Source organism: Flavobacteriales bacterium (assembly GCA_021739695.1).
Lineage (GTDB): Bacteria > Bacteroidota > Bacteroidia > UBA10329 > UBA10329 > UBA10329.
Genome location: JAIPBM010000027.1, coordinates 43,345 through 64,436, shown reverse-complemented (window position 1 = coordinate 64,436; position 21,092 = coordinate 43,345). Strand labels below are relative to the sequence as shown.

General features: G+C 44.5%; 14 protein-coding genes. 10 read left to right on the top strand and 4 right to left on the bottom strand.

Translation table 11 applies throughout. The annotated features are described in order from the left end of the window. Positions 1 to 247 precede the first annotated feature (247 nt). A complete protein-coding gene (locus tag K9J17_14935; GenBank protein MCF8278027.1) occupies positions 248 to 3,130 on the bottom strand; it encodes an FG-GAP-like repeat-containing protein in 2,883 nt (960 codons plus the stop codon). A gap of 262 nt (positions 3,131 to 3,392) precedes the next feature. Between K9J17_14935 and K9J17_14930 the strand changes: the two genes are divergently transcribed. Beyond that, positions 3,393 to 4,073, top strand: a complete 681-nt coding sequence (locus tag K9J17_14930) for a hypothetical protein (GenBank protein MCF8278026.1) — start codon at positions 3,393 to 3,395, stop codon at positions 4,071 to 4,073. A gap of 69 nt (positions 4,074 to 4,142) precedes the next feature. On the opposite strand, the gene K9J17_14925 is transcribed toward K9J17_14930, so the two are convergent. Continuing rightward, entirely contained in the window at positions 4,143 to 4,400 is a 258-nt protein-coding gene (locus tag K9J17_14925) for a hypothetical protein (protein MCF8278025.1), read from the bottom strand. A 142-nt stretch (positions 4,401 to 4,542) separates the two neighbouring features. Here K9J17_14925 and K9J17_14920 point away from each other — a divergent pair, with 142 nt between their 5' ends. The 7 genes from K9J17_14920 to K9J17_14890 all read left to right on the top strand — a co-directional run bounded on the left by K9J17_14920 (position 4,543) and on the right by K9J17_14890 (position 13,762). Beyond that, positions 4,543 to 5,808 (top strand): HAMP domain-containing histidine kinase, encoded by a 1,266-nt coding sequence (locus K9J17_14920; GenBank protein ID MCF8278024.1) that lies wholly within the window; start codon positions 4,543 to 4,545, stop codon positions 5,806 to 5,808. Then, positions 5,805 to 6,506, top strand: coding sequence for a response regulator transcription factor (locus K9J17_14915; protein ID MCF8278023.1), 702 nt, complete (start codon positions 5,805 to 5,807; stop codon positions 6,504 to 6,506). Before K9J17_14920 ends, K9J17_14915 begins: the two co-directional genes overlap by 4 nt. A gap of 218 nt (positions 6,507 to 6,724) precedes the next feature. Next, the gene (locus K9J17_14910; protein ID MCF8278022.1) at positions 6,725 to 7,354 is read left to right on the top strand and encodes a TetR/AcrR family transcriptional regulator; all 630 of its coding nucleotides are present in this window, start codon (positions 6,725 to 6,727) and stop codon (positions 7,352 to 7,354) included. Between the two features lie 3 nt (positions 7,355 to 7,357). Continuing rightward, complete coding sequence (locus K9J17_14905) at positions 7,358 to 8,704, top strand: TolC family protein (protein MCF8278021.1); 1,347 nt, start codon at positions 7,358 to 7,360, stop codon at positions 8,702 to 8,704. A gap of 19 nt (positions 8,705 to 8,723) precedes the next feature. Next, entirely contained in the window at positions 8,724 to 9,860 is a 1,137-nt protein-coding gene (locus K9J17_14900) for an efflux RND transporter periplasmic adaptor subunit (GenBank protein ID MCF8278020.1), read from the top strand. A 60-nt stretch (positions 9,861 to 9,920) separates the two neighbouring features. Further along, positions 9,921 to 13,316 carry an efflux RND transporter permease subunit gene (locus K9J17_14895; protein MCF8278019.1) on the top strand — a complete coding sequence of 1,132 codons (3,396 nt, stop codon included), beginning with the start codon at positions 9,921 to 9,923 and terminating at the stop codon, positions 13,314 to 13,316. Then, positions 13,316 to 13,762, top strand: coding sequence for a PaaI family thioesterase (locus K9J17_14890; GenBank protein ID MCF8278018.1), 447 nt, complete (start codon positions 13,316 to 13,318; stop codon positions 13,760 to 13,762). The genes K9J17_14895 and K9J17_14890 overlap by 1 nt, the downstream gene beginning before the upstream one ends. Position 13,763: 1 nt before the next feature. On the opposite strand, the gene K9J17_14885 is transcribed toward K9J17_14890, so the two are convergent. Together K9J17_14885 and K9J17_14880 are read right to left on the bottom strand one after the other, a co-directional pair. Beyond that, complete coding sequence (locus K9J17_14885) at positions 13,764 to 14,198, bottom strand: universal stress protein (protein MCF8278017.1); 435 nt, start codon at positions 14,196 to 14,198, stop codon at positions 13,764 to 13,766. 96 nt (positions 14,199 to 14,294) lie between these two features. Beyond that, entirely contained in the window at positions 14,295 to 18,734 is a 4,440-nt protein-coding gene (locus K9J17_14880; protein ID MCF8278016.1) for a translocation/assembly module TamB, read from the bottom strand. Between the two features lie 45 nt (positions 18,735 to 18,779). On the opposite strand from K9J17_14880, the gene tsaD reads away from it, so the two are divergent. Both tsaD and K9J17_14870 read left to right on the top strand, forming a co-directional pair. Continuing rightward, positions 18,780 to 19,799, top strand: coding sequence for a tRNA (adenosine(37)-N6)-threonylcarbamoyltransferase complex transferase subunit TsaD (gene tsaD / locus K9J17_14875; GenBank protein ID MCF8278015.1), 1,020 nt, complete (start codon positions 18,780 to 18,782; stop codon positions 19,797 to 19,799). Positions 19,800 to 19,837: 38 nt separating this feature from the next. Next, the gene (locus tag K9J17_14870) at positions 19,838 to 21,091 is read left to right on the top strand and encodes a T9SS type A sorting domain-containing protein (GenBank protein ID MCF8278014.1); all 1,254 of its coding nucleotides are present in this window, start codon (positions 19,838 to 19,840) and stop codon (positions 21,089 to 21,091) included. Position 21,092: the final 1 nt, after the last annotated feature.

Genomic DNA, 21,092 nt, shown 5'->3' with positions numbered 1-21,092 from the left:
CCTATCTCCTATCTCTTGTCTCCTATCTCCTATCTCTTGTCTCCTATCTCCTATCTCTTGTCTCCTATCTCCTATCTCTTGTCTCCTATCTCCTATCTCTTGTCTCCTATCTCCTATCTCTTGTCTCCTATCTCTTGTCTCTTGTCTCTAAGCTCTAACCTTTAACCTCTCTCCTCCGACCTATCCTTAAATCAAAAAGCCCCGTTTCACTTGTGGAACGGGGCTTTTTGATATGATAACCTATGCATCAATCAACAATCAATCTGCGAAAGAAGATACCTTGGTTGCTATTCAATTGAAGCAGATATACCCCACTTGAAATAGTGGATAGATCAACATTGCTTGTTCCAGAACCGATGCTTTGGTTTCTGACAACATTACCGGCAACATCCATCAATGTAAGGCTGACGGTTCCTTTTATCTCTACAGGAACTTTAACGGTTACATAGTTCGATGCTGGATTCGGATAGAGCTCTACCTCTGCCAATTCTCCTTCTTCCACTCCAACGGTACCAATGGTAACCACTACCTCTGTTCTGCTGCTCACACATTGAAAAGAAGCAGCTTCCACTTCCCAATCGTAGTAATAGTAGTAAAAGGTTGGAGTCTGTGTGTTTGCTCCGGTAACGCTTACAAGTCCTCCGATGTTATATGGGAAACTGACCTGCGCACCGCTATTATCTCTCCAAAGACCGTGGTTGGCTTCTAGCACACGGAAACGGTAACCAGCACCCGGAGTCAATGTCCAATCGGTGAAATTGATACGCGATTCGCCATCAGGAATATTAATTACTTCAGACTGAACAGTATTTCCGTTGCTGTCTTCTATGAAAACCGTTCTGTTACCAGCTCCTTGAGCATATACTTTCACCGATTTTAGGGTCATATCCTCCAGTACATCAAACAGCAGATAGAATCCGGTTGATGTATGATATTGTCCGCCAGCAATCGTGTTGTCTGTTTTAGCACCATAAGAGATAAGTCCTCCGTAAGTATGCACCTCTTCTACCCAAAAGGATGTTGGACTGCTGCTCACCGTTGGTGTGGTGAACGTGGTTCCTGTGCCAATGGCTACACCGCCCTGCGCCTGATCGTACCAATTGATATCAGTACCAAGTCCTGTTGCTGTCAGATCAACAGTACCAGCAGTTGGAATTTGAACATCGGTGGCTGTTGGTGCTGGTGCTTCAAGCACATCTACGGTGATTGTCTGCGAAGTGAAATCATCGCAAGCACCCGTGATGGTCACCGCATAGCTACCATCCTGTGTTACCTCCACACTTTGGGTAGAACCCAAATTGTTTGACCATGAATAGGCGGCTGCATCAGACGATACGAGCGTTACACTTCCTCCTTCGCAAAAAGTAAGGTCGCCAAGCACACTTACAGAAGGCGTCTCGTCTGGTGCCACTTCTACTTGCAGCGCGGCTGATACCGCAGAACAACCCGCTCCGCCATTCGTATCGGTTATACGTACCATGTACGTACCAGTGGTAGTGATGGAAATCTGTGAGGTCTGAGCGCCTGTAGACCATTCGTAAGTGTAGCCATTTCCAGCAGTTGCCATCAGGTCAAGGCTTTGGCCTTGGCATAGCACGGTAGGACCATTGGAGGTAATGAAGGCCTGTGGTGCCACGCACTGGTTTTCGATAATGGTGAGATACTGATTAGGAGCTGGATTTACTACCACTTGGTGGATGCCAGAAGATGGCCAATCGACCACCACGCTATCGATCTCCGTGTTCTCTGCTAGACCGAAATAAGAGATGAGTGAGTTGCAGATTCCATAGCTTTCGCCAGACCGAACTTCTCTTACCTGCACGCCCCATGGTCCGTACATTCTAACCACAGAACCTACAGCGCTACTGTTAGAAATCGTTCCCTGTAGGTCTACTGCCAACCAGTTGTTGTCGTTTCCATCATTGATCCAAACGGCATCGGGTGTAGAAGAAGGATTGGTATAAAGCGTTGCATAGCTTCCGTATACATCTAGGAATCCATCGTGATTCAGATCGCCAATGGCTGGGCTATACAATCCAGAGCTGCCAAATGCGCCTGGTACCTTGGTAAAGGTCTTGTCGCCATTGTTCAGATACAAGGCATAGGTTTCTGAGTTGTCTGAACCTGTTACAAGCACATCCACATACATATCGTTGTTGAAATCGCGCATCAGTCCTTGAATAGGCGTTCCAACCGACATATCTAATCCACTACCAGTGAAAATATCTGTAAATACGCCATTGATATTTTCCAAAAGCATGTTATTCACATCGTGGTTGGTAAGGAATGCATCGAAATCGCCATCGTTATCAAAATCCTGAAAGTCGGTTGACCAAGATTGGGCACCGATTCTCAATTGATTGACATTCGTAAAATCCTCTGCGTAATTGCCATTGCCATCGTTGACGAACATCTGGTTAATTCTACGTGGGTCTGAATTACCACTTACCCCTTGTCGGCAATGTGTGATGTAAAGGTCAAGGTCACCATCAAGGTCATAATCCGTAAAGGTGGAGCCGTAGTTTCCTGAACCAGCATCGTTTCCCACATTCCAATTATAGGAAGGTGTCATTGGGATGATATTGTCTCCTGAATAGCTGAAGTTTCCCGATCCGTCATTTTCCCAAATACCACTTGGGCCAGTGTCTCCACAAGAGAAGAAATCGAGGTCACCATCCGCATCCATATCGGCCAAGTTCACACACTGAGTGGCCAAACCGTAGGTTGGAAGTTCAGAAACGGTATAAGCACTTCCATTTGCATTGGCTTTGGCATAATCAGGCAATCCTCCAAAAAGACCAGAGAAAACATCGCTGTGTCCGTTGTTGGTCGCATCGCCTACGGCCATACCCCAAGCATCTCCCGCGTCCATTTCCACGCCTGCATCAAGACCGACCCAAACGCCATCCATCTTCTGGAATTCAATTTTCAGGTCACGTGCGTTATCCAAAATAACGATGTCATCAAGACCATCATTGTTCACATCATTCACGGTAACGGCCACGCCACTATAATGTGTCGGGTCACTTAGTTCAGATGTGCGATTGGTAAAGGAAATCTGCGCGTTTACCGAACTGGCAACAGCGACAAGGGTAACGAGCAAAGTGCTTGATCGTAAAATGTGTTTCATTTGGTCAAATTTGGTTTGGAGAATCCCTAAAAAGTGGCTCAATGTAGCATTTCCGATCAACCGCATCAAAAGGCAGGGAACTAATTTATCTCTGATTGTATAGTAGAATACAAAAGATGGTGCCGCTACCGACCACCTCTTTTAAAGCGTAAGGAGATTCGATGTTCTGCTTCCAAGTAAAAAATTACAACTTTGCATTCACCTTAAAACCATAGCTGAACCAGCATAAAGCATGTTGGTTACAGAAAATAGAAGTATAAAATTGAAAAAAGCACTATTTCTTTTCGTAGTTCTTGCCGCAGGATTTTCTGCTTGTAAGAAAGAGGTATCAAAGAACATTGATCAAGACAAGATCTGGACCTACTTTGAATTGTATTACGATGGCAGCGTAGATAAAACCTACGCCACGGCTACCTTCCGATTCAACAGCATTACGGGCACACGACTCATGCTTTCAGACCCAAGTACCGTATTGGTAGATGGTGCCGAGATGGAATGGATTGCTGATGAGGGTTATTATCAGAATGTGTTTGATGGCCTGAAAAGTTCGGCCGAATTCCGTTGGGTAGATCTGGACGGAAAATCCTTCACCAATTCCATCGACATACACGAAGTGCAATTCCCATCTGTGCTCTCAGACCTGCATTTCGGAGATACGGCTTCCTATTTCTTTTGGGATGGGGCCGCTTTGGATACCAACGAAAGCATGGCCATTACCGTTGATGGTGTTGGCAATACGGATGCACGCATCTTCTCTACCGATTCGATTGGCGCCATACTTATTGTGCTCGATTCGGTGAAACTCAGCCAGGTGGATTCAGGCATCGTTAGCCTTGTATTGAACAGAAGATACAGTCCGCCACTATTGGAAGGAACCAGCAGCAGCGGTGTCATTACCGGTCGTTTCAAACCAGATACGGTAAGTGTACTGCTGACCGATTAACAGCATTGTATCAAACAAAAAAAGGGACGGCTCACATGAACCGTCCCTTTTTCGTTTTGGCATTCGCCACTATTTTTCTTTCGTTTTAGGCTGAACGGCCGAGTTCGAGTCCTTACTCACAGCCTTCATCATCGGTTTGTTGCTCTCCGTGGCCGCAGCATTCGTTGTTTCTGCCACAGCGCGAAAAACAACTAATTCGTGAGCTTGCTTCCCTCCTTTGGTGGCAATCATTTTACCTTGTCCGTTTGGCTGGCCTGCATCTGCCTGTTGTGCAAAAGCAACTGAACCACATAATCCTAATACGAGCATTAACATTGACTTTTTCATGATGTAGATTTTTAACGTTCGGTTAGGCATTTCCAACAGCCGTGCCAAAATTTATCTGAGCTGGTTATCTGAACTTCTGGCTTGGATAAGAAAACGCATTTCATCAAGGATGAAATGTGGAACTACCCTAACTTCGCATGCAATGACAAGACAGACCATCAGAATCGTAATCGCGCTAGCAACCATTTCCATCATCGGACTGTTTGCCACGCAGCTTTTCTGGATGAACAAGGCATTCGATCTGCGAGAGCGCGAATTCAACGATCGAGTGAATATTGCCTTGCGGTCGGTGGCCAAGGAGATCATGATCCTTAACAAGGATTCTTCCGATGTGCCGCCCGTAAGCCAAATTTCCTCCAATTACTTCATCGTTAGCACCAACGATACCCTGCATCCGTATCTGCTCGAACGTCTGTTGGACGATGCATTCCGAAGCAGGAACATCGACATCAATTTTGAATACAGCATTTACGATTGCTTTACCGACAGCTTGGTTTACGGTGGCATGGTCACATTATCAGAAGAGCCCACAGAACCATCAGCACCACCCGACCTTCCTAAATGGGAACGCGACAGTCATTATTTCGCCATCTATTTTCCGGAGAAAGACAGTTACCTCATCAGTCAGATGAGCATTTGGCTCTTCAGTTCGGGTATTCTATTGGTGGTCATTGTCTTCTTTGCATACACGCTTTGGGTCATTCTAAAACAGAAGAAATTGTCCGAGATCAAAAACGATTTCATCAATAATATGACCCACGAGTTCAAAACGCCTATTTCTACCATAAGCGCTTCGGCAGAAATGCTGAAAGCTGGAAATCTGGACGATGATAAGGTAAAACGTGCCCGCTATTATCAAATGATTGCAGAGGAAAGCAATCGATTGAAACTACAAGTGGAGAAAGTGCTTGAAATGGCGCAATTTGAGAAGAACGAAATTGACCTGAATCTGGTCTCATCCAACATTCACGAATTGATAGAAAAAGCGGCTGCCAGCGTTCAGATCCAGATGGACGAACGAAACGGGATCATCGAATTCGACCTCAAGGCACAACAACCACAACTGAAAGTGGATGAACTGCACTTCACCAATATCATCCGCAACCTATTGGATAATGCCATCAAGTATTGTCTTGTAGAACCACGCATCCTCATCTCCACATCCGACACTAAGAATGGCATCAGTATTTTCATAAAAGACAACGGAATTGGCATTGATACCGTTCAGAAAAAGCAGGTTTTCGAAAAATTCTATCGTGTGCCAACCGGAAACATCCATAACGTGAAAGGCTTTGGCCTTGGACTGTACTACGTAAAATCGTTGGTACAGGCGCACAACGGAACGGTGGATGTGACCAGCGACTCAAGTGGAAGCACCTTCAAAATCTTTCTACCGTATTTGAAATGAATAAAACACAAGCATTTAGAATTCTGTTGGTTGAGGATGATGCAAACCTTGGTTTTGTGATCAATGACCTTCTGGAAATGGAAGGATACACCGTTAGATGGGCCAAGGATGGCGAAATGGGCGCCAAGATGTTCCATGAATTCGAACCGCATATCTCTATTCTCGACATCATGTTGCCCAAAAAGGATGGATACACCTTGGGCGAAGAATTGAAACAGAAGAATCCACAAGCACCTATTGTGTTTCTGACCGCCAGAGGAATGGAATCTGACCGTATTAAAGGCTTCAAGGCAGGTGCAGATGATTACGTGACCAAACCCTTCAGCAATCAGGAATTTGTGCTGCGACTGAAAGCAGTACTAAGTAGATGTTATCCTGATGTTACGAGTACGGTGAAGAACGAATTTGTGGTCGGAGCCTTCAATTTCAATCCGAACAATTATACACTTACCCATTCAGGAGATGAACGGCAACTGACGCAAAAGGAATCGGATGTATTGAAATTGCTTTGCCAGAACATCAACGAAACCGTAAAACGAGACCTGATCCTTAGCACCGTTTGGGGCAACACCGACTATTTTACGGGTAGAAGTTTGGATGTGTTCATTTCAAAACTGAGAAAGTACCTGAAAGAAGACCCAAAGATTATCATTGAAAATGTTCATGGCGTTGGGTTCCGTCTCAGGCTGAACGATTGACCATTTTTGAAGTTCAAGGGTAATCTTACTCTTCATTTCCTGCTGATCTCGCATTAATTATTCGGGCCGTTTAACGATGTTCCACTGAAGGAGTATTACCTCTTTCAAGCACAAACCATTCGATAGATCATCGATAATGTTGCAATATCAAAAACTTTGGAAACTTTTAACATTCATTTCGTTTCCATGGTTTTTAATGCGTTACATTTGCAGCCGATTTGGAAGAGAAAGCTCAAAATATCATCGATCAGGCCATTGCCCTTTTCACCCAATATGGTGTGAAGAGTCTGACAATGGACGACCTGGCGCGGCACATGGGCATTTCCAAAAAAACGCTTTATCAGGTAGTTGCAGATAAAGCTGAATTGGTGAGCAGAACCATTCAGTATTACATAGATCAAGATGTGTGCGCGCTGAATCTCGTACACGAAGAAAGCGAGAATGCCATTGAAGAAATGTTCATGATCGCGCAACGAGTAAGCGAGCATTTGAAGCAAATGCATCCTTCTATCTTGTACGACCTTGAGAAGTACTACCCAAAAGCATTCAAGATCTTTCAAGAATACAAAGTGAAGGATATTCAAGGTTGCGTGGCTCGAAACATCAAGGATGGCATTGAGCAAGGGCTTTACCGCGATAACATCAACATTCCGATCGTTACAGGAATTTACATCGGTCGAATGGACATCATCTTCGATCAAAAGTTATTTCCTGCATCCAAATACAGTCCTACAGAAGTGTATTTCGAAGCCATTCGCTACCACATTCGTGGCATTGCCAGCGAAAAAGGCATTGAATACCTGAAAGACAAATTCAAAACATTAGACACACAGAATCCTATTTTCTAATTGATGAGAAATCTACTCATACCAGTTTGCCTTCTTTTCAGCTACAACCTTTCCTGGGCTCAGGAGGATGGAACCGTAATGGAATTGGGCGTGCGAGAAGCCATTCATTTTGCACAACAGAATAGTCAGAAGGCGAAGACCGCTGAAATTGACATCAGTCAGGCCGATAAGGATGTTTGGATTCAAGCATCTAAAGGACTGCCCATTGTGAACGGTACAGCCAACTTCACCAATTTCATTGACCTGCCTACCAGCATCATTCCGGCCGAAGCTTTCGGTGCACCTGCAGGAACTCCTCCAATTGCTGCCCAGTTCGGACAGAAGTATACGATGGATGCAGGTCTTACGGTTGGGCTTCAACTTTTTGATGGCTATTACATCATTGGTGTAAAAGGCGCCAAGGGTTATCAGAAAATGAGCCGCGATATGGCCAAAATGACCCAGAACGAAATTGAGACGATCATTGCCGAATCATACTACACGTCTCAAATAGCCAAAGAAAATGTTCGTCTTCTGGGAGTGAATATCGCCAACACGGAAAAAACAGTGGCTGAAACCAAGGAATTGTATAAAGCAGGTTTTGCAGAAGAAATGGACGTGGAGCAATTGGACCTTCTGATGAACACGCTGAAAAACCGCGAGCAAATGGCCAAACGTCAGCACGAAGCAACGCTCAATCTTCTTAAGTACCAGATGGGTATGCCAGTTAAGACTCCGATCATACTTAAGGACGACCTCGAAACACTTTGGACATTGCAATCAAGTGAATCGCTGCTTTCTCAAGAACTGAAGTTGGATGAAAACCTTGCCTACAATCTGATAAAGCAGGATGTGGTGATGCACGGGTATCTGGTAAAACTGGAAGAAGCCAAATACTATCCAAAACTGAACGCATTCTTCGATTACAAGTATCAGGCATTCAGAAACCAATTCGACTTCTTTGACGGAAGCAAATCATGGTATCCGCAAACGCTTTGGGGAGTAAAACTGAGTGTGCCTATCTGGGACAACCTTGGTGGTCTTTCCAGCATCAACAAGGCCAAATTGGAACAACAGAAGATCAAGAACAAATTGGCCGACATGGAACAAGCACTCACGCTGCAAGCAATTACAGCTAGAGATGGTTTTGTATCTGCCTTAGAACAACTCGAAACGAGCGAAAAGAACATTGACCTGGCCACCCGAATCAAGGAAAAAACCCTTTTCCGTTATAAAGAAGGAATGGCCACTAGCATGGAATTGACAACTGTAGAGAATCAACTGGTGCAGGCTCAGGCCGATTACATTAATACCTTATTCTCGGCCATGGATGCCAAACTTGAACTATACAAAGCTTTAGAAAACAACTGATAGAAACGCCATCATCACTATGAGAACAAACATTTTAATACTTGCCGTGCTTTTAGGACTTGCCTCTTGCGGAGGAGAAAAAACCCTCGAAGAGAAAAAAGCTGCGCTTGAAGCCAAGAAAGTGGAGCTGGCAAAGCTTCAGAATGAAGTGAACAAGATGGAACAAGACCTTCTGGCTGAAGACCCAACTTTTGGAGAGAAAAAAGAGGTGGGAATTCTGGTTGAGGTGAAAAAAGTATCGCCAGAAGAATTTGAGCATCACTTTGAAGTAAATGGAAGTTTGGAAGCTGTAGAGCAGGCCAACATCAGCCCAGAGCAAGGCGGACAGATCAAGCAGATCCTTGTAAAAGAAGGAGACAGAGTGACTGCTGGAGCAACGCTTGCCACGCTGAACGTGAGTGTATTCCAGACCAGTTTGCAGGAAATTGACAATGGGATTGAATTGGCACAGACAGTCTTCGACAGACAAGCACGTTTGTGGGAACAGAAGATCGGTTCTGAGATTCAATACCTGGAAGCTAAAAACCGCTTAGAAAGTGCCCAGAAAAAACGAGAAACGCTCGTAGCCCAAATGGCCATGAGCACCGTAAAAGCTCCATTTGCTGGTGTTGTAGACCGCATCTATCAGAAAGAAGGCGAATTGGCTGCTCCTGGCCTACCAATGCTCACATTGGTGAACATGAGCGAAATGAAGGTAAAGGCAGATGTTTCCGAGAACTACGTGCAATCAGTGAAGGAAAACGCCCATGTGGATGTCGATTTCCCTTCATTCGGAATCACTACAAGCGCTACCATCCGTCAGGTAAGCAACATCATCAATCCATCTAACAGAACATTCAGCGTAGAAGTGCGCGTTCCTAATTCGACAGGAGCACTGAAACCGAATGGAGTTGCCACACTAAGAATAAAGGATTTTGAGGTGAAGGATGCATTGGTTGTTCCTGCCATTAGCATTGGTAAAGATGCCAAAGGTGCTTTCCTTTTCGTGATCGTTGAAGAAGACGGAAAAACCAAGGCCGTGAAAAAATACGTTCAAACTGGCCGCACAAGTGACGGAAAGACGCGTGTTACGGAAGGTCTTATGAGCGGTGACCGTGTAGTTGTTGAAGGATACAACGAGGTAGCTAATGGCGACCTTGTAAGAATTGAAGGATAAGCTAAAAGCAATTTGTAAACACCATCGTTTATGAGCACTGAAACAACAGAGAAAAAAGGAATGTTGAAGGAGTACGGCCTGTCGTCTCTTTCACTTAGAAACAGTACCAGTGTCCTCATCCTCACGTTCCTGATCGTGTGTGGTGGCATCTTGGCCTACTCCACCATGCCAAAGGAATTATTTCCAGAGGTGGTAATGCCACAGATCTACGTACGAACCGTTTATCCGGGAAACTCGCCAATTGACATCGAAAATCTGATCACGCGTCAGATTGAGAAAGAGATCAAACCGCTGAAAGGCATCAATGAGATGACCTCCACTTCGGTGCAGGATAACTCCATCATCATTGTCGAATTCAACACAGATGTTCCTGTTGAAGAAGCGCTTTCTGATGTGAAAGATGCCGTGGATAAAGCCAAGAGCGACCTCCCTACCGACCTCGATATGGAACCGATGGTGATGGATGTGAACATGTCGGAAATGCCCGTCATGAACATCAACCTTTCGGGAGATTACAGCGTGGATGACCTGAAAGATTACGCAGAATTACTTCAAGATAAAATGGAAGTGATTGCGGAAGTTTCTTCTGTTGACCTGCGTGGTGCCTTGGAGCGTGAGATCAACATCAATGTGGATGTGAATAAGATGGAAGCCGTTGAAGTGAGTTTCAACGATATTGAAAGCGCCATCGGTTATGAGAACATGAGCGTTTCTGGTGGCGACATCCTAATGGATCAAACACGCAGAACAATCCGTGTTTCTGGCGAATACACCAACATGGACCAGATTGCCAACACCATTGTGAAGGCTGAGTTCGGAAACATCATTTACCTCCGCGACATTGCTACCGTAGAAGACGGCTATAAAGAGCGTGAAAGCTACGCTCGTTTGGACGGAAATCCAGTTGTGTCGTTGGATATCGTGAAGAAATCGGGCGAAAACCTGCTGAACGCTACCGATCAGGTGTTTGCCATTTTGGAAGAAGCAAAGGCCAACCGTTTTCCTTCTGATCTGAAGATCACCATTACAAACGACCAGAGTAATCAGGTTCGAGGACAATTGTTGAACTTGGAGAACAGCATCTACTCTGGAGTAATTCTAGTAGTAATCGTATTGCTTTTCTTCCTCGGATTGCGAAATGCACTTTTCGTTGGAATTGCCATTCCACTTTCCATGCTAATGAGTTTCATGATCCTCGGATCCATGGGGATCACCATCAATATGATGGTACTTTTTGCGTTGATTCTTGCTTTAGGAATGTTGGTGGATAACGGCATCGTGACCATCGAGAACATCTACAGACTTTACTCCGAAGGCATGTCAAAAACAGACGCTGCCAAATATGGAGTTGGAGAGATTGCTGTTCCGATCATTTCATCAACAGCAACTACGCTTGCAGCCTTTGCTCCTCTCCTATTCTGGGACAGCATCATGGGTGAGTTCATGAAGTTCCTTCCAATCACGCTGATCGTGGTTCTTGGTTCTTCCCTTTTCGTTGGTCTGGTTGTAAACCCAGTTTTAGCCGCGCTATTCATGAAGCGTGAAGAAAACAAAGGTGTCAATCTGAAATCGCTGATCATCACGGTAGCGGTTGAGGCAATTTTGAGCGTTCTATTTTACGTTGGAGACATGTTCAGCATGGGAACGATCTTTGCCACTTTGGCGGTTCTTACAGTGATCAACGCGTACATTTTGAGACCTGTTTCCACGTGGTTCCAAAACAGTTTCCTCGTTTGGTTGGAAGAGGCCTATTTGAAAACCTTGCGCTTCTCGCTGAGCGCCTGGAGACCAATGGCTTTGTTCGTCTTCACGATTGTGCTCCTATTTGCTTCCATCGCATTGATAGGAGTTATGAGTCCGGATGTTGAGTTTTTCCCAGCAAACGACCCGAAATATGTGAACATTTTCTTGGAAGCTGCTCCAGGAACGGACATTGAAAAAACGAATCAAACCATTCTTGGTGTAGAAGCAGAAGTTCAAGAAATCATCGATCCATATCGTGTGTGTGTCAATTCGGTTGTAACCAATATCGGGTCTGGTTCTAACGACCCTATGGACGGACCGCCAGCAGGCGAAACTCCGAACAAAGCCAAGATCACCATTTCATTCAAGGAGTTTGAAGAACGAGAAGGCATTTCGACCTCTGATGTGATGAAAGCACTGAGCGAAAACCTTAACAAACGTGCTGGTATCATCATGAACATTCAAAAGAATCGTGAAGGTCCTCCAGCTGGAAAACCGATCAATATTGAGGTGAGCGGTGAGGAATTTGAAACGCTTATTGCAACTGCTGAAAAACTCAAAGCTGAGATTGCTGCCAAAAACATTCCAGGTGTTGAAGGTCTTAAACTCGACCTCGAAACAGGCAAGCCTGAGATCATGGTGAACGTTGACCGAGCACGCGCTCGAATGTTCGGACTGAGCACAGCTCAAATTGGTGGAACGTTGAGAACAGCACTTTTCGGAAAGGAGATCAGCAAATACAAAGAAGGTGAGGATGAATATCCGATCATGCTGAAGTTGCAAGACAACTACCGCTATGATGTGAGCTCGTTGCTCAATCAGCGCATCACCTTCCGCGATATGACGACTGGCAAGATCAAGCAAGTGCCGATTTCAGCAGTTGCAGATATCTCGTTCACTAGTTCGTACGGTGCTGTTAAGCGTAGAGACCAAGACAGAACCATTACCATTTGGAGTAACGTGATCGAAGGATACAACGCCACGAACATCAATGCGCAGATACAAGAGGAATTTGGAGAATATCCGATGCCTGAAGGTTATGCACTGCGTTTTACAGGAGAAAGTGAAGAGCAGGAAAAAGCCGCTGCTTTCTTGGGTAAAGCCTTTATGATCGCGATTGCATTGATCGTGCTGATTCTCGTATCTCAGTTCAACTCAGCAATTAAACCAGCAATTATCGTAGGTTCTGTCGCTTTCAGCACCATCGGTGTTTTCTTGGGAATCATTGCCTTTGGCGACACCATTTCGGTTATCATGACTGGAATTGGAATCGTTTCGCTGGCGGGAATTGTGGTAAACAACGCCATCGTGCTCATCGACTACATCGACCTGACCCGCGCTAGAAAACGCGAAGAATTAGGCATGCCAGAAGGAAGTGTTTTGCCATTGAATGAAGCGGTAGAATGCATTATCGAAGGTGGAAAAACACGTTTGCGACCAGTATTGCTTACGGCCATTACAACGGTTTTGGGTCTGCTCCCACTTGCAACGGGTATGAATATTAACTTCTACACGCTTTTAAGCGAACTTGACCCTCAGATCTATTTCGGTGGAGATAACGTGGCATTCTGGGGTCCAATGGCATGGACTGTTGTTTATGGTCTATCCTTCGCTACCTTCCTGACGTTGGTGATTGTTCCGGTAATGTACCTTTTGGTTGAGCAAGTGGTGATATACTTCGCTAAGCCAGTAATTCCTGGACAAGAAGACTAATGAGCCTTACCTACGAATCGGAAGAACAGAAATGGGCCATTATCAAAATGGCCATTGAGCAGAATATGCCTGCCAATAAGATCTTCGGGTTCGAGATCATGGAAATTAGGGAAGGCTTTGCAAAGGTGCACGTGCCTTTCAAAGATGAGTTCATCGGAGATTTCATTCACGGCCTTTGGCACGGTGGCATCATTGCAAGCATTGCCGATTCTGCTGCAGGAATTGCTGCCTCCACCGTTCTTACTGATGCACGCGACAAACTGAACACAATTGACCTGAGAATTGATTACTTAAGTGGAGCGATCAAGGAAGACCTATATGCCGAAGCAGAACTTCTGAAAGTTGGTAAACGCATCATTAAGGCTGATGTGAAGCTGTATCAAAAGACAAAAGGCACGGTGGCCATTGCTCGCGGTGCTTTTAGTCTTCTCAAGTTCGGAGAGTAGTTCAATCCAAAGGGACGATCAATACTGGAATTTTCGATTTCTTGATGATGTCGGCAGAGACGCTTCCCACAAAAGCGTTGTAAAAAAACCCGTTGTTGTGATGCCCAGCAACGATGAGGTCTGCATTCAATTTCTGAGACTCTTCAATGATCATTTCAATCGTGGCTCCTTGCACCAACAGACCTTCTGCTACCACTCCTTTAACTCTTAACTCCTCTGTGTATTCCTGAAGCACGCGATGTTCTTTTCTCAGTTCATCCGCTCGGCTATCTCGGATATATTGAGGACCAACTTCATAACCCACAAAATCGGGATCTGGCGCTGCGATATGCATTAACCACAATTTTGAACCAAAAGCGTTGGCCAATTGAAAAGCCGAATCAATAACTCGCTTTTCGCCTTCTTTGAAATCCACTGCAACTAAAATATTCTTCATTTCTCTTTGTGTTAGAATAGAAACCTGATGAACCGAAATTTACGATAATCATTCGGCTACTTATGGTAGAAAAGTGATCCGAAGACATGAATCTTGTCAGTTTACCGGATCGTAGTCCTCTTTCTTCCTTCTGCGAAAAAGGTCGCCCAAACGATCGAACTCACGCTGATATGTAAGACCGACACCCTGTGTGAATGGTGCATATTTGATGACCGTATTGATGTCATTGCTCTTGTTGAATGCCCGCACACGAAAGCGCCCATCGCTTGTTATCTTGTATTCGATGTTCACATCACCCACAATATTACTGGAACTGGATTTCGTGTTGGCCACACCCACGTTTCCATCCACAATAATGCGATTATTGAATAATTGCGTGCTGAGCGATGCTTGTAACTCATCGCTAGTAATATCACTTCCCGGTCTATAATTGAGTCCCACGTCAAAATCGTTGCTGATCTTGGAAAGCCAATTACTGAGCTGATTGGAAATCATTTCGGCAGAACTTGACGAGAGAAATCCTCCTGCCTGCTGCAACGCCTGATTCTGCGTTTCTGTTGGAAAAAAGCGATTCAGCACCAATAGTCCGAACACTTGTCGGTTCATTTCCTGATCATTGCCAACACCGATCTTGTTCCTCACATCGGTCATTGTCCTGTCGTCAGAATTCGGCAGGTCAATATCGAATGTTATGTTCGGGCTAAGCAGATTATCCGTCATTTTAAGAATACAATCCACCTGAATTCGCTTCTTATAATTGCCGTTGGCCGTGTCAGGATACATTAGATCATATAAGGCAGTACGTACGCCATAAATGGCTTTCAGATTGACCAGAGCACTATATGGATCTCCGCTCCAATTAATTGTTCCTCCTTGCTGGATAAGGAATTTTTTGTTGACGATATTCTGCAACGTAAAGAGGTATTCTCCTTTCTTGATGTAGTATTCTCCGAACATTTTGAAGTTGCCTGAGCGGTCCAAGGTCATGATGATGTTTCCATCTCCCCTACCTTTAATGATATCGCCCACTTGTGGATCGAAGATCAATTGTACTTCAGCATCTGAGGTTACCTCTATGTCCATATCCAAGGTCAGATTCTTGAAAGTGACTTTGAATTCATTCTCAATTTCAATCACATCTTCTGCGTCTTTGGGTTTCACAAACGTGATGAAGTCACTTTCATTGACATTTTTAGCTCCAAACAGCGGAATGAAAAACCGCGTGCCGCGCTCGGTTTTCATGGCCACTTCCAGTTGCATGTTTTTCGGGTCACCGAAAAAGTGAACCGATCCTGTACCATAGGCTTTGCCATAGTACAGCGTATTCATGGCTGAATTGGTGTTAAGCGCCAAGAAATTGTTTGCTGCAAGGTTTGCATCGAACCGGAAGTTCTTGAACGCATCGTGCTTTACCCAACCGTTGATACTTCCAACGTTGTCCTGTTCATCCAACAATTCAAGATTTTTGAAGTAGAAGCCATCTGGTTTTACTTCTACGGTATCTGATATTCTGAAACGTGTATTCAGGTAGGTGAACATCATATCGGCTTCTTTCAAAATGACCGAACCAGCCAGACGTGGATCTTTAATGGTTCCTTTCAAGCTCAGATCAGCCTTGGCTGTTCCTTTCACATCTGTTAATACCACTTTGATATAAGGATTGAAAACACTTAGCGGCAGTTGATCAACCATCGCCTTCAGGTTAAAATTCTCCTTACGATCATTTCCAGGAAGAAATTCTCCCACGAGACTTAGGCTCGTCATGTCGTTGCGCTGAAATAGGCCGAAAACCTGTACGCTTCTCGTTGCAGGAATCCACGTGTTGTTCAGTTCGCCACTTCCGATCAACACCTCATTCAGCACCAACGAATCAACCTGTAGTTGATTGGTGAGGAACAATTCGTTGTAAATGCCCGAAACCTGTGCATTTCCCGAAATCATACCTTGAAGTCTAAGACCAGAACGCTGCGTGGCGATATTCACATTTACCAGATCAAAATCCTTCAGGTTCACATTGAGTTTGGCCTTCGGATCTTTCGAAATCGTTCCATTCAATCCAATGGATTGTTGCTTATTGAAAAACTGAAAATTGGTGAAGGTGAAACTTGTGGTATCAATCTCTAAGAGATTGTTTGGTTGCACGGTCCAATCCAAACCAGCAACGGTAATTTTAGAATCGTCAAGATGAAAACTAACCTCCTCATTTTTAGGAAAAGATGCCACTCCCTGAATGAATGCTTGATTCTCAATCTTGGTCTTGTTATCCCATTTCACCACAAGTCCCAAACTATCGTTGAAGGTGAAAGAGGTAACCTCAAAACTGGCCAGATAAATACTGTCCGTTAAGTTGACCTTATCAGAATAAACTCCCAACCTGAATTCCTTCCCTGGATTTTCCGCCTCTATTTGCACATTATCCAACACGATCTGCTTATAGCTTACTTCGTTTAGCCTTCCACGCAAAAACACCTCGTCTCTAGATGATGAATAACTTCCAACAAAATTTGACCTATCACTGATCACAAGATCTTTGGCGAAGAAATAACTGAGCAGTTCGGTATTGTTCAGGTCAATGTTAAAATCGAATTCCAAACCTTCGTTGGCTTTCAAAACCGCAAACTCGCCAGCATAGCTTGGCAAGTGCTTTCGCATCAGATTGTTTACCGCTTTTGGAATGTTCCTAAAGCTGAATTTCCCTTTGAAATCGGCATCTACAATGCCAGACCTCAATTGTAAGGTCTTGATCTCTCCTACTTCCGAAACATCTAGCGCAAACGACTTGATGGCATACTTCTCATCGCCTTCCTGCTGATATGTGGCGTTGGCAATTTCGATACTACCAAGTATGTTATCGATGTCATCACCAATAAAATTGACGTCTAAAACTCCACTTACCGTGGCGTTTTCGCGGGTTCGTAGAATATTCAGTTCATACAGATTGGCCTTATTGATATCGGAGTGAAAATCGAACTGCGGAAGCTGCTGGCTCAGGTCAATTGCTCCCTGAAAAACGAGATCCAGATTATCTTCCACAATACTCAGATCGCCCTCAAATTTGCTCTTGGCAAAGGTTCCGTTCACTTCAATGTTCTTGTAATCGTAACTGATCAGCTCAGCCGATTGGATGTGGCCGACCAACTTGGCGTTGATGTCTTCTTTTGCCAAACCGTGTCCAGTAACGCTTGCATCAAGAGTCACTCTCCCAAGTTTTTCCGTCTCAAAGAACTTTCCGAGGTCAAAACCTACCGATTTAAGCGTTCCACTGTAGGCCAATTTGTCTGCCGTTTCTCCTTGCTTCAACAGAATATCTGTTTGTAGCTGGCCTATGTCCGTGTTCAATTTCCCATAGGCCACAAAGTCATTGACGAAACCGGTAAAACTTCCCTTGAAATCCATTCTTCCCAAATTGGAAATGTTTTTAGGCAGTTGCAATCTTTTGCCACTATCAAACGGTGGCAAGGGAATAGCAATAAGGTCTGAGTAGCGTGTGGAAAAACGCTTCAGATCCAAATACAGAAAAGTTTCTTTGAAATTGGGCAAACCGTCCATGTCAATGTTACCTTCAAGCGCAGTGACATTCCCGTATGCAATCTTCAGATCACGGGCATTTAAGGATGAAACCGGGCCATAAATGTGGCCAGAGATATCCAGTTTTTCCTTCAATCCATTCAGCGCAGGCGCGAAAAACGCTACATCCACAAAGTTGACCTGAGACGAATTGATAGTGTAGTCCATTCGGACACTATCAATAAAAGTAAGATAGTCCGCCCATCCGCTATAGGTGTAATGAAGGTCGAGATCGAGATTGCTGGTCGCTGTTTGAATCACGAGTCCATCAATCTTCAATTCTGCTGGACTAACCTTGGCATTTCCTTTCAGATTCTTGAGAAAAAAACCACGGTTCTCATAGCAATTCAAGTGCTCCATATTCCCGAAGATGGTATCTGCATCAATGCGAATGGACGTGAGCAGTAAATTGATGTGTCTTACATCCAGGTCTTTGTAATCGATACCAATTTTGGTTTCTACAGCATAGTGATTCTGAAGCTGAAAAGAAGCATTTCGCAACTCCAATTCATCCGAACGGATATCCCAAGATTTTCCTTTGGTGGTATCCTTTGGTGCCGCAAAATAATCGAGCAGAAACTGGATATTCAGTTTTTCGTCTCCTTGATATTTGTGGAGATAGAACTTCAGGTCGTCAATCCGAACGCGCCCCAAATGCACGGCATTCCCATCCAAACTGATGGAATTGATGCCAAGATGAAGTTTGTCCAAGTAAGCTAAGGTGTCGCCTTTCAGATCTTGCACGTACAACTCTTCCAGAATGATGCGATTGAAAAACCCAATATCCACACCTTGAACAGAAACAGTGGTTTTCAATTCATCCGACAAATACTCAGCGATATACTGTGTGATTCTCGTCTGTACTTTTGGACTACGCAACGCAAAGTATCCGCCTCCAAACAGAAGCACGAGCAGCAACATGAGAATTGAACCCCATGCGAAAGCTTTTTTGATACTTTTGAAAATCATCGAGCGCTGAAAACCTTGCCCACAAAGGTAACCAATAACAATGCCGTGCTAAGTTCTCCTCTCATACTTGCCATCGAATCATCTTGCGATGATACTTCTGCTGCCGTTCTCAGGGGAAATCTAGTGCTCTCCAACATTGTAGCTAATCAGGATGTTCATCGAGAATTTGGAGGCGTTGTACCCGAACTGGCATCGCGCGAGCATCAGAAAAATATTGTTCCAGTAGTTCATCAAGCACTTGAAAAAGCAGGAATAACCAAAGAGGAACTCAACGCTATTGCCTTTACTGAAGGCCCAGGGTTGATGGGAAGTCTCTTGGTTGGTGGTTCGTTTGCCAAAACTTTTTCGCTCGCGCTGGGAATTCCGCTGATTGGCGTTGATCACATGCAAGCGCATATTCTCGCCCACTTCATTAAGGAAAATGATAAAAATGCTCCTGAATTTCCATTTCTGTGCTTAACCGTTAGCGGTGGACACACACAAATTGTGCTGGTGGAAGAACCATTGAAAATGAGCATCGTTGGAAAAACAATTGATGATGCAGCAGGCGAAGCATTCGACAAGGCAGCGAAAATTCTCAATCTCGGTTATCCTGGCGGACCGATGATAGACAAGTTGGCAAAGACCGGAAACCCGAACAGATTCAGCTACTCCACTCCCAAAATTGATGGCTTTGACTTCAGTTTCAGTGGAATAAAAACATCATTTCTCTATCATTTACAACACGAAATGAAAGTCGATTCCGATTTCATCGTGAAAAACCTAAATGACATCTGCGCCTCGTATCAGCATCATCTTGTCGGTTATCTGATGTCGAAATTGAGTGATGCGATCCTTCAGTTCAACGTGAAACATATTGCGCTAGCTGGGGGCGTTTCTGCAAACAGTGAGTTGCGAAGCAGCTTTGAGAAGCTTGCAGAAAAACATGGAATTGAGGCGCACATCCCCAAGTTTGAATACTGCACAGACAATGCAGCGATGATCGGAATTGTCGGCTACTTCAAATACTTGAACGTTGATTTCGCTGATTTTTCATTAGCTCCTAAGGCACGCCTCCATTTCTGAACTACCTCGTCTTTCATTTTCAACCAATAAACGAGCATATGAAATACCTGCTATTCATCGGATTATACTTCCTGAGTCTTTCAACGTTTTCGCAAACTACTTCCATCCTGTTTTTGGGAAACAGCTATACTTTCACTGCTGATCTTCCTGGAACGCTGTACAATTTGGCCTTAGCAGGTGGCGATACCATTTACCACGAATCGAACACTCCGGGTGGCTACACGTTCCAAGGTCATTCAACCAATGCCACATCGTTGGCGAAAATTGCAAGTAGAGATTGGGATTTTGTCGTACTTCAGGAACAAAGCCAGATTCCTTCTTTTCCGCCATCTCAAGTTGCTTCCGACTGTTATCCGTACGCAGCCATTCTGGTCGATTCAATCCGATCGAATGATGCTTGTACAGAGCCCGTTTTTTTCATGACCTGGGGCAGAAAAGACGGTGATCAAAGTAACTGTCCGTTTTATCCTCCGCTTTGCACTTTTGAAGGAATGAATTTCAGGCTTCGTCAAAGCTACTTGGAAATGGGTGCGAACAATGGAGGCACTGTTGCACCGTGTGGTGCAGCATGGCATGCCATGTCTGTTGCAGACAATTTCTTCTGGAACGGACTTTATTCGGGCGATGGAAGTCATCCGAGTGCTTGGGGAACATATCTGAATGCGTGCGTCTTCTATGCCACCATTTTCAGGCAATCTCCTGTTGGCATCACGTATTATTCATCCATCGGTCAGGCAGATGCTGAAACGCTTCAGCAGTTGGCGGCAGATATGGTGCTTGACAGCTTAAGCAACTGGTCCATCGGTCATCAAGACGTGGTTTCAAATGCAGATTTTGCCTTCAATAGTGGACTTGAAGTTCAGTTCGTTGCCAATTCTGAAAACGCTACTGACCATTTTTGGACTTTCGGTGATGGTGAAACCTCTACTGACGAAAATCCAATCCACGCGTATCAAACGACCGAAACGTTTACGGTCACGCACATTGCTTTTTCAAACTGCGATGCTGACACGACCATGCTACAATTGACAACAAATGCACTGGGTATCGATAATCAGGCAGCGTTAAACGAAGTTGTGGCAGCTCAAAATGGTAAAATCTTTACGGTTAGAAATCCGTTGAACAGAACCCTTTCAGTTAGTATACTGGACATTTCAGGAAGAAGGGTTTTTACGGAGTCAATTCAATCAAACAGCACTAAGACATTTGATCTGAACGCATCCAACGGAATATACCTTTTACAACTTTCCGATGGCTACGAACAAGCTACTCGAAAGGTAGCGCTAGATTAGT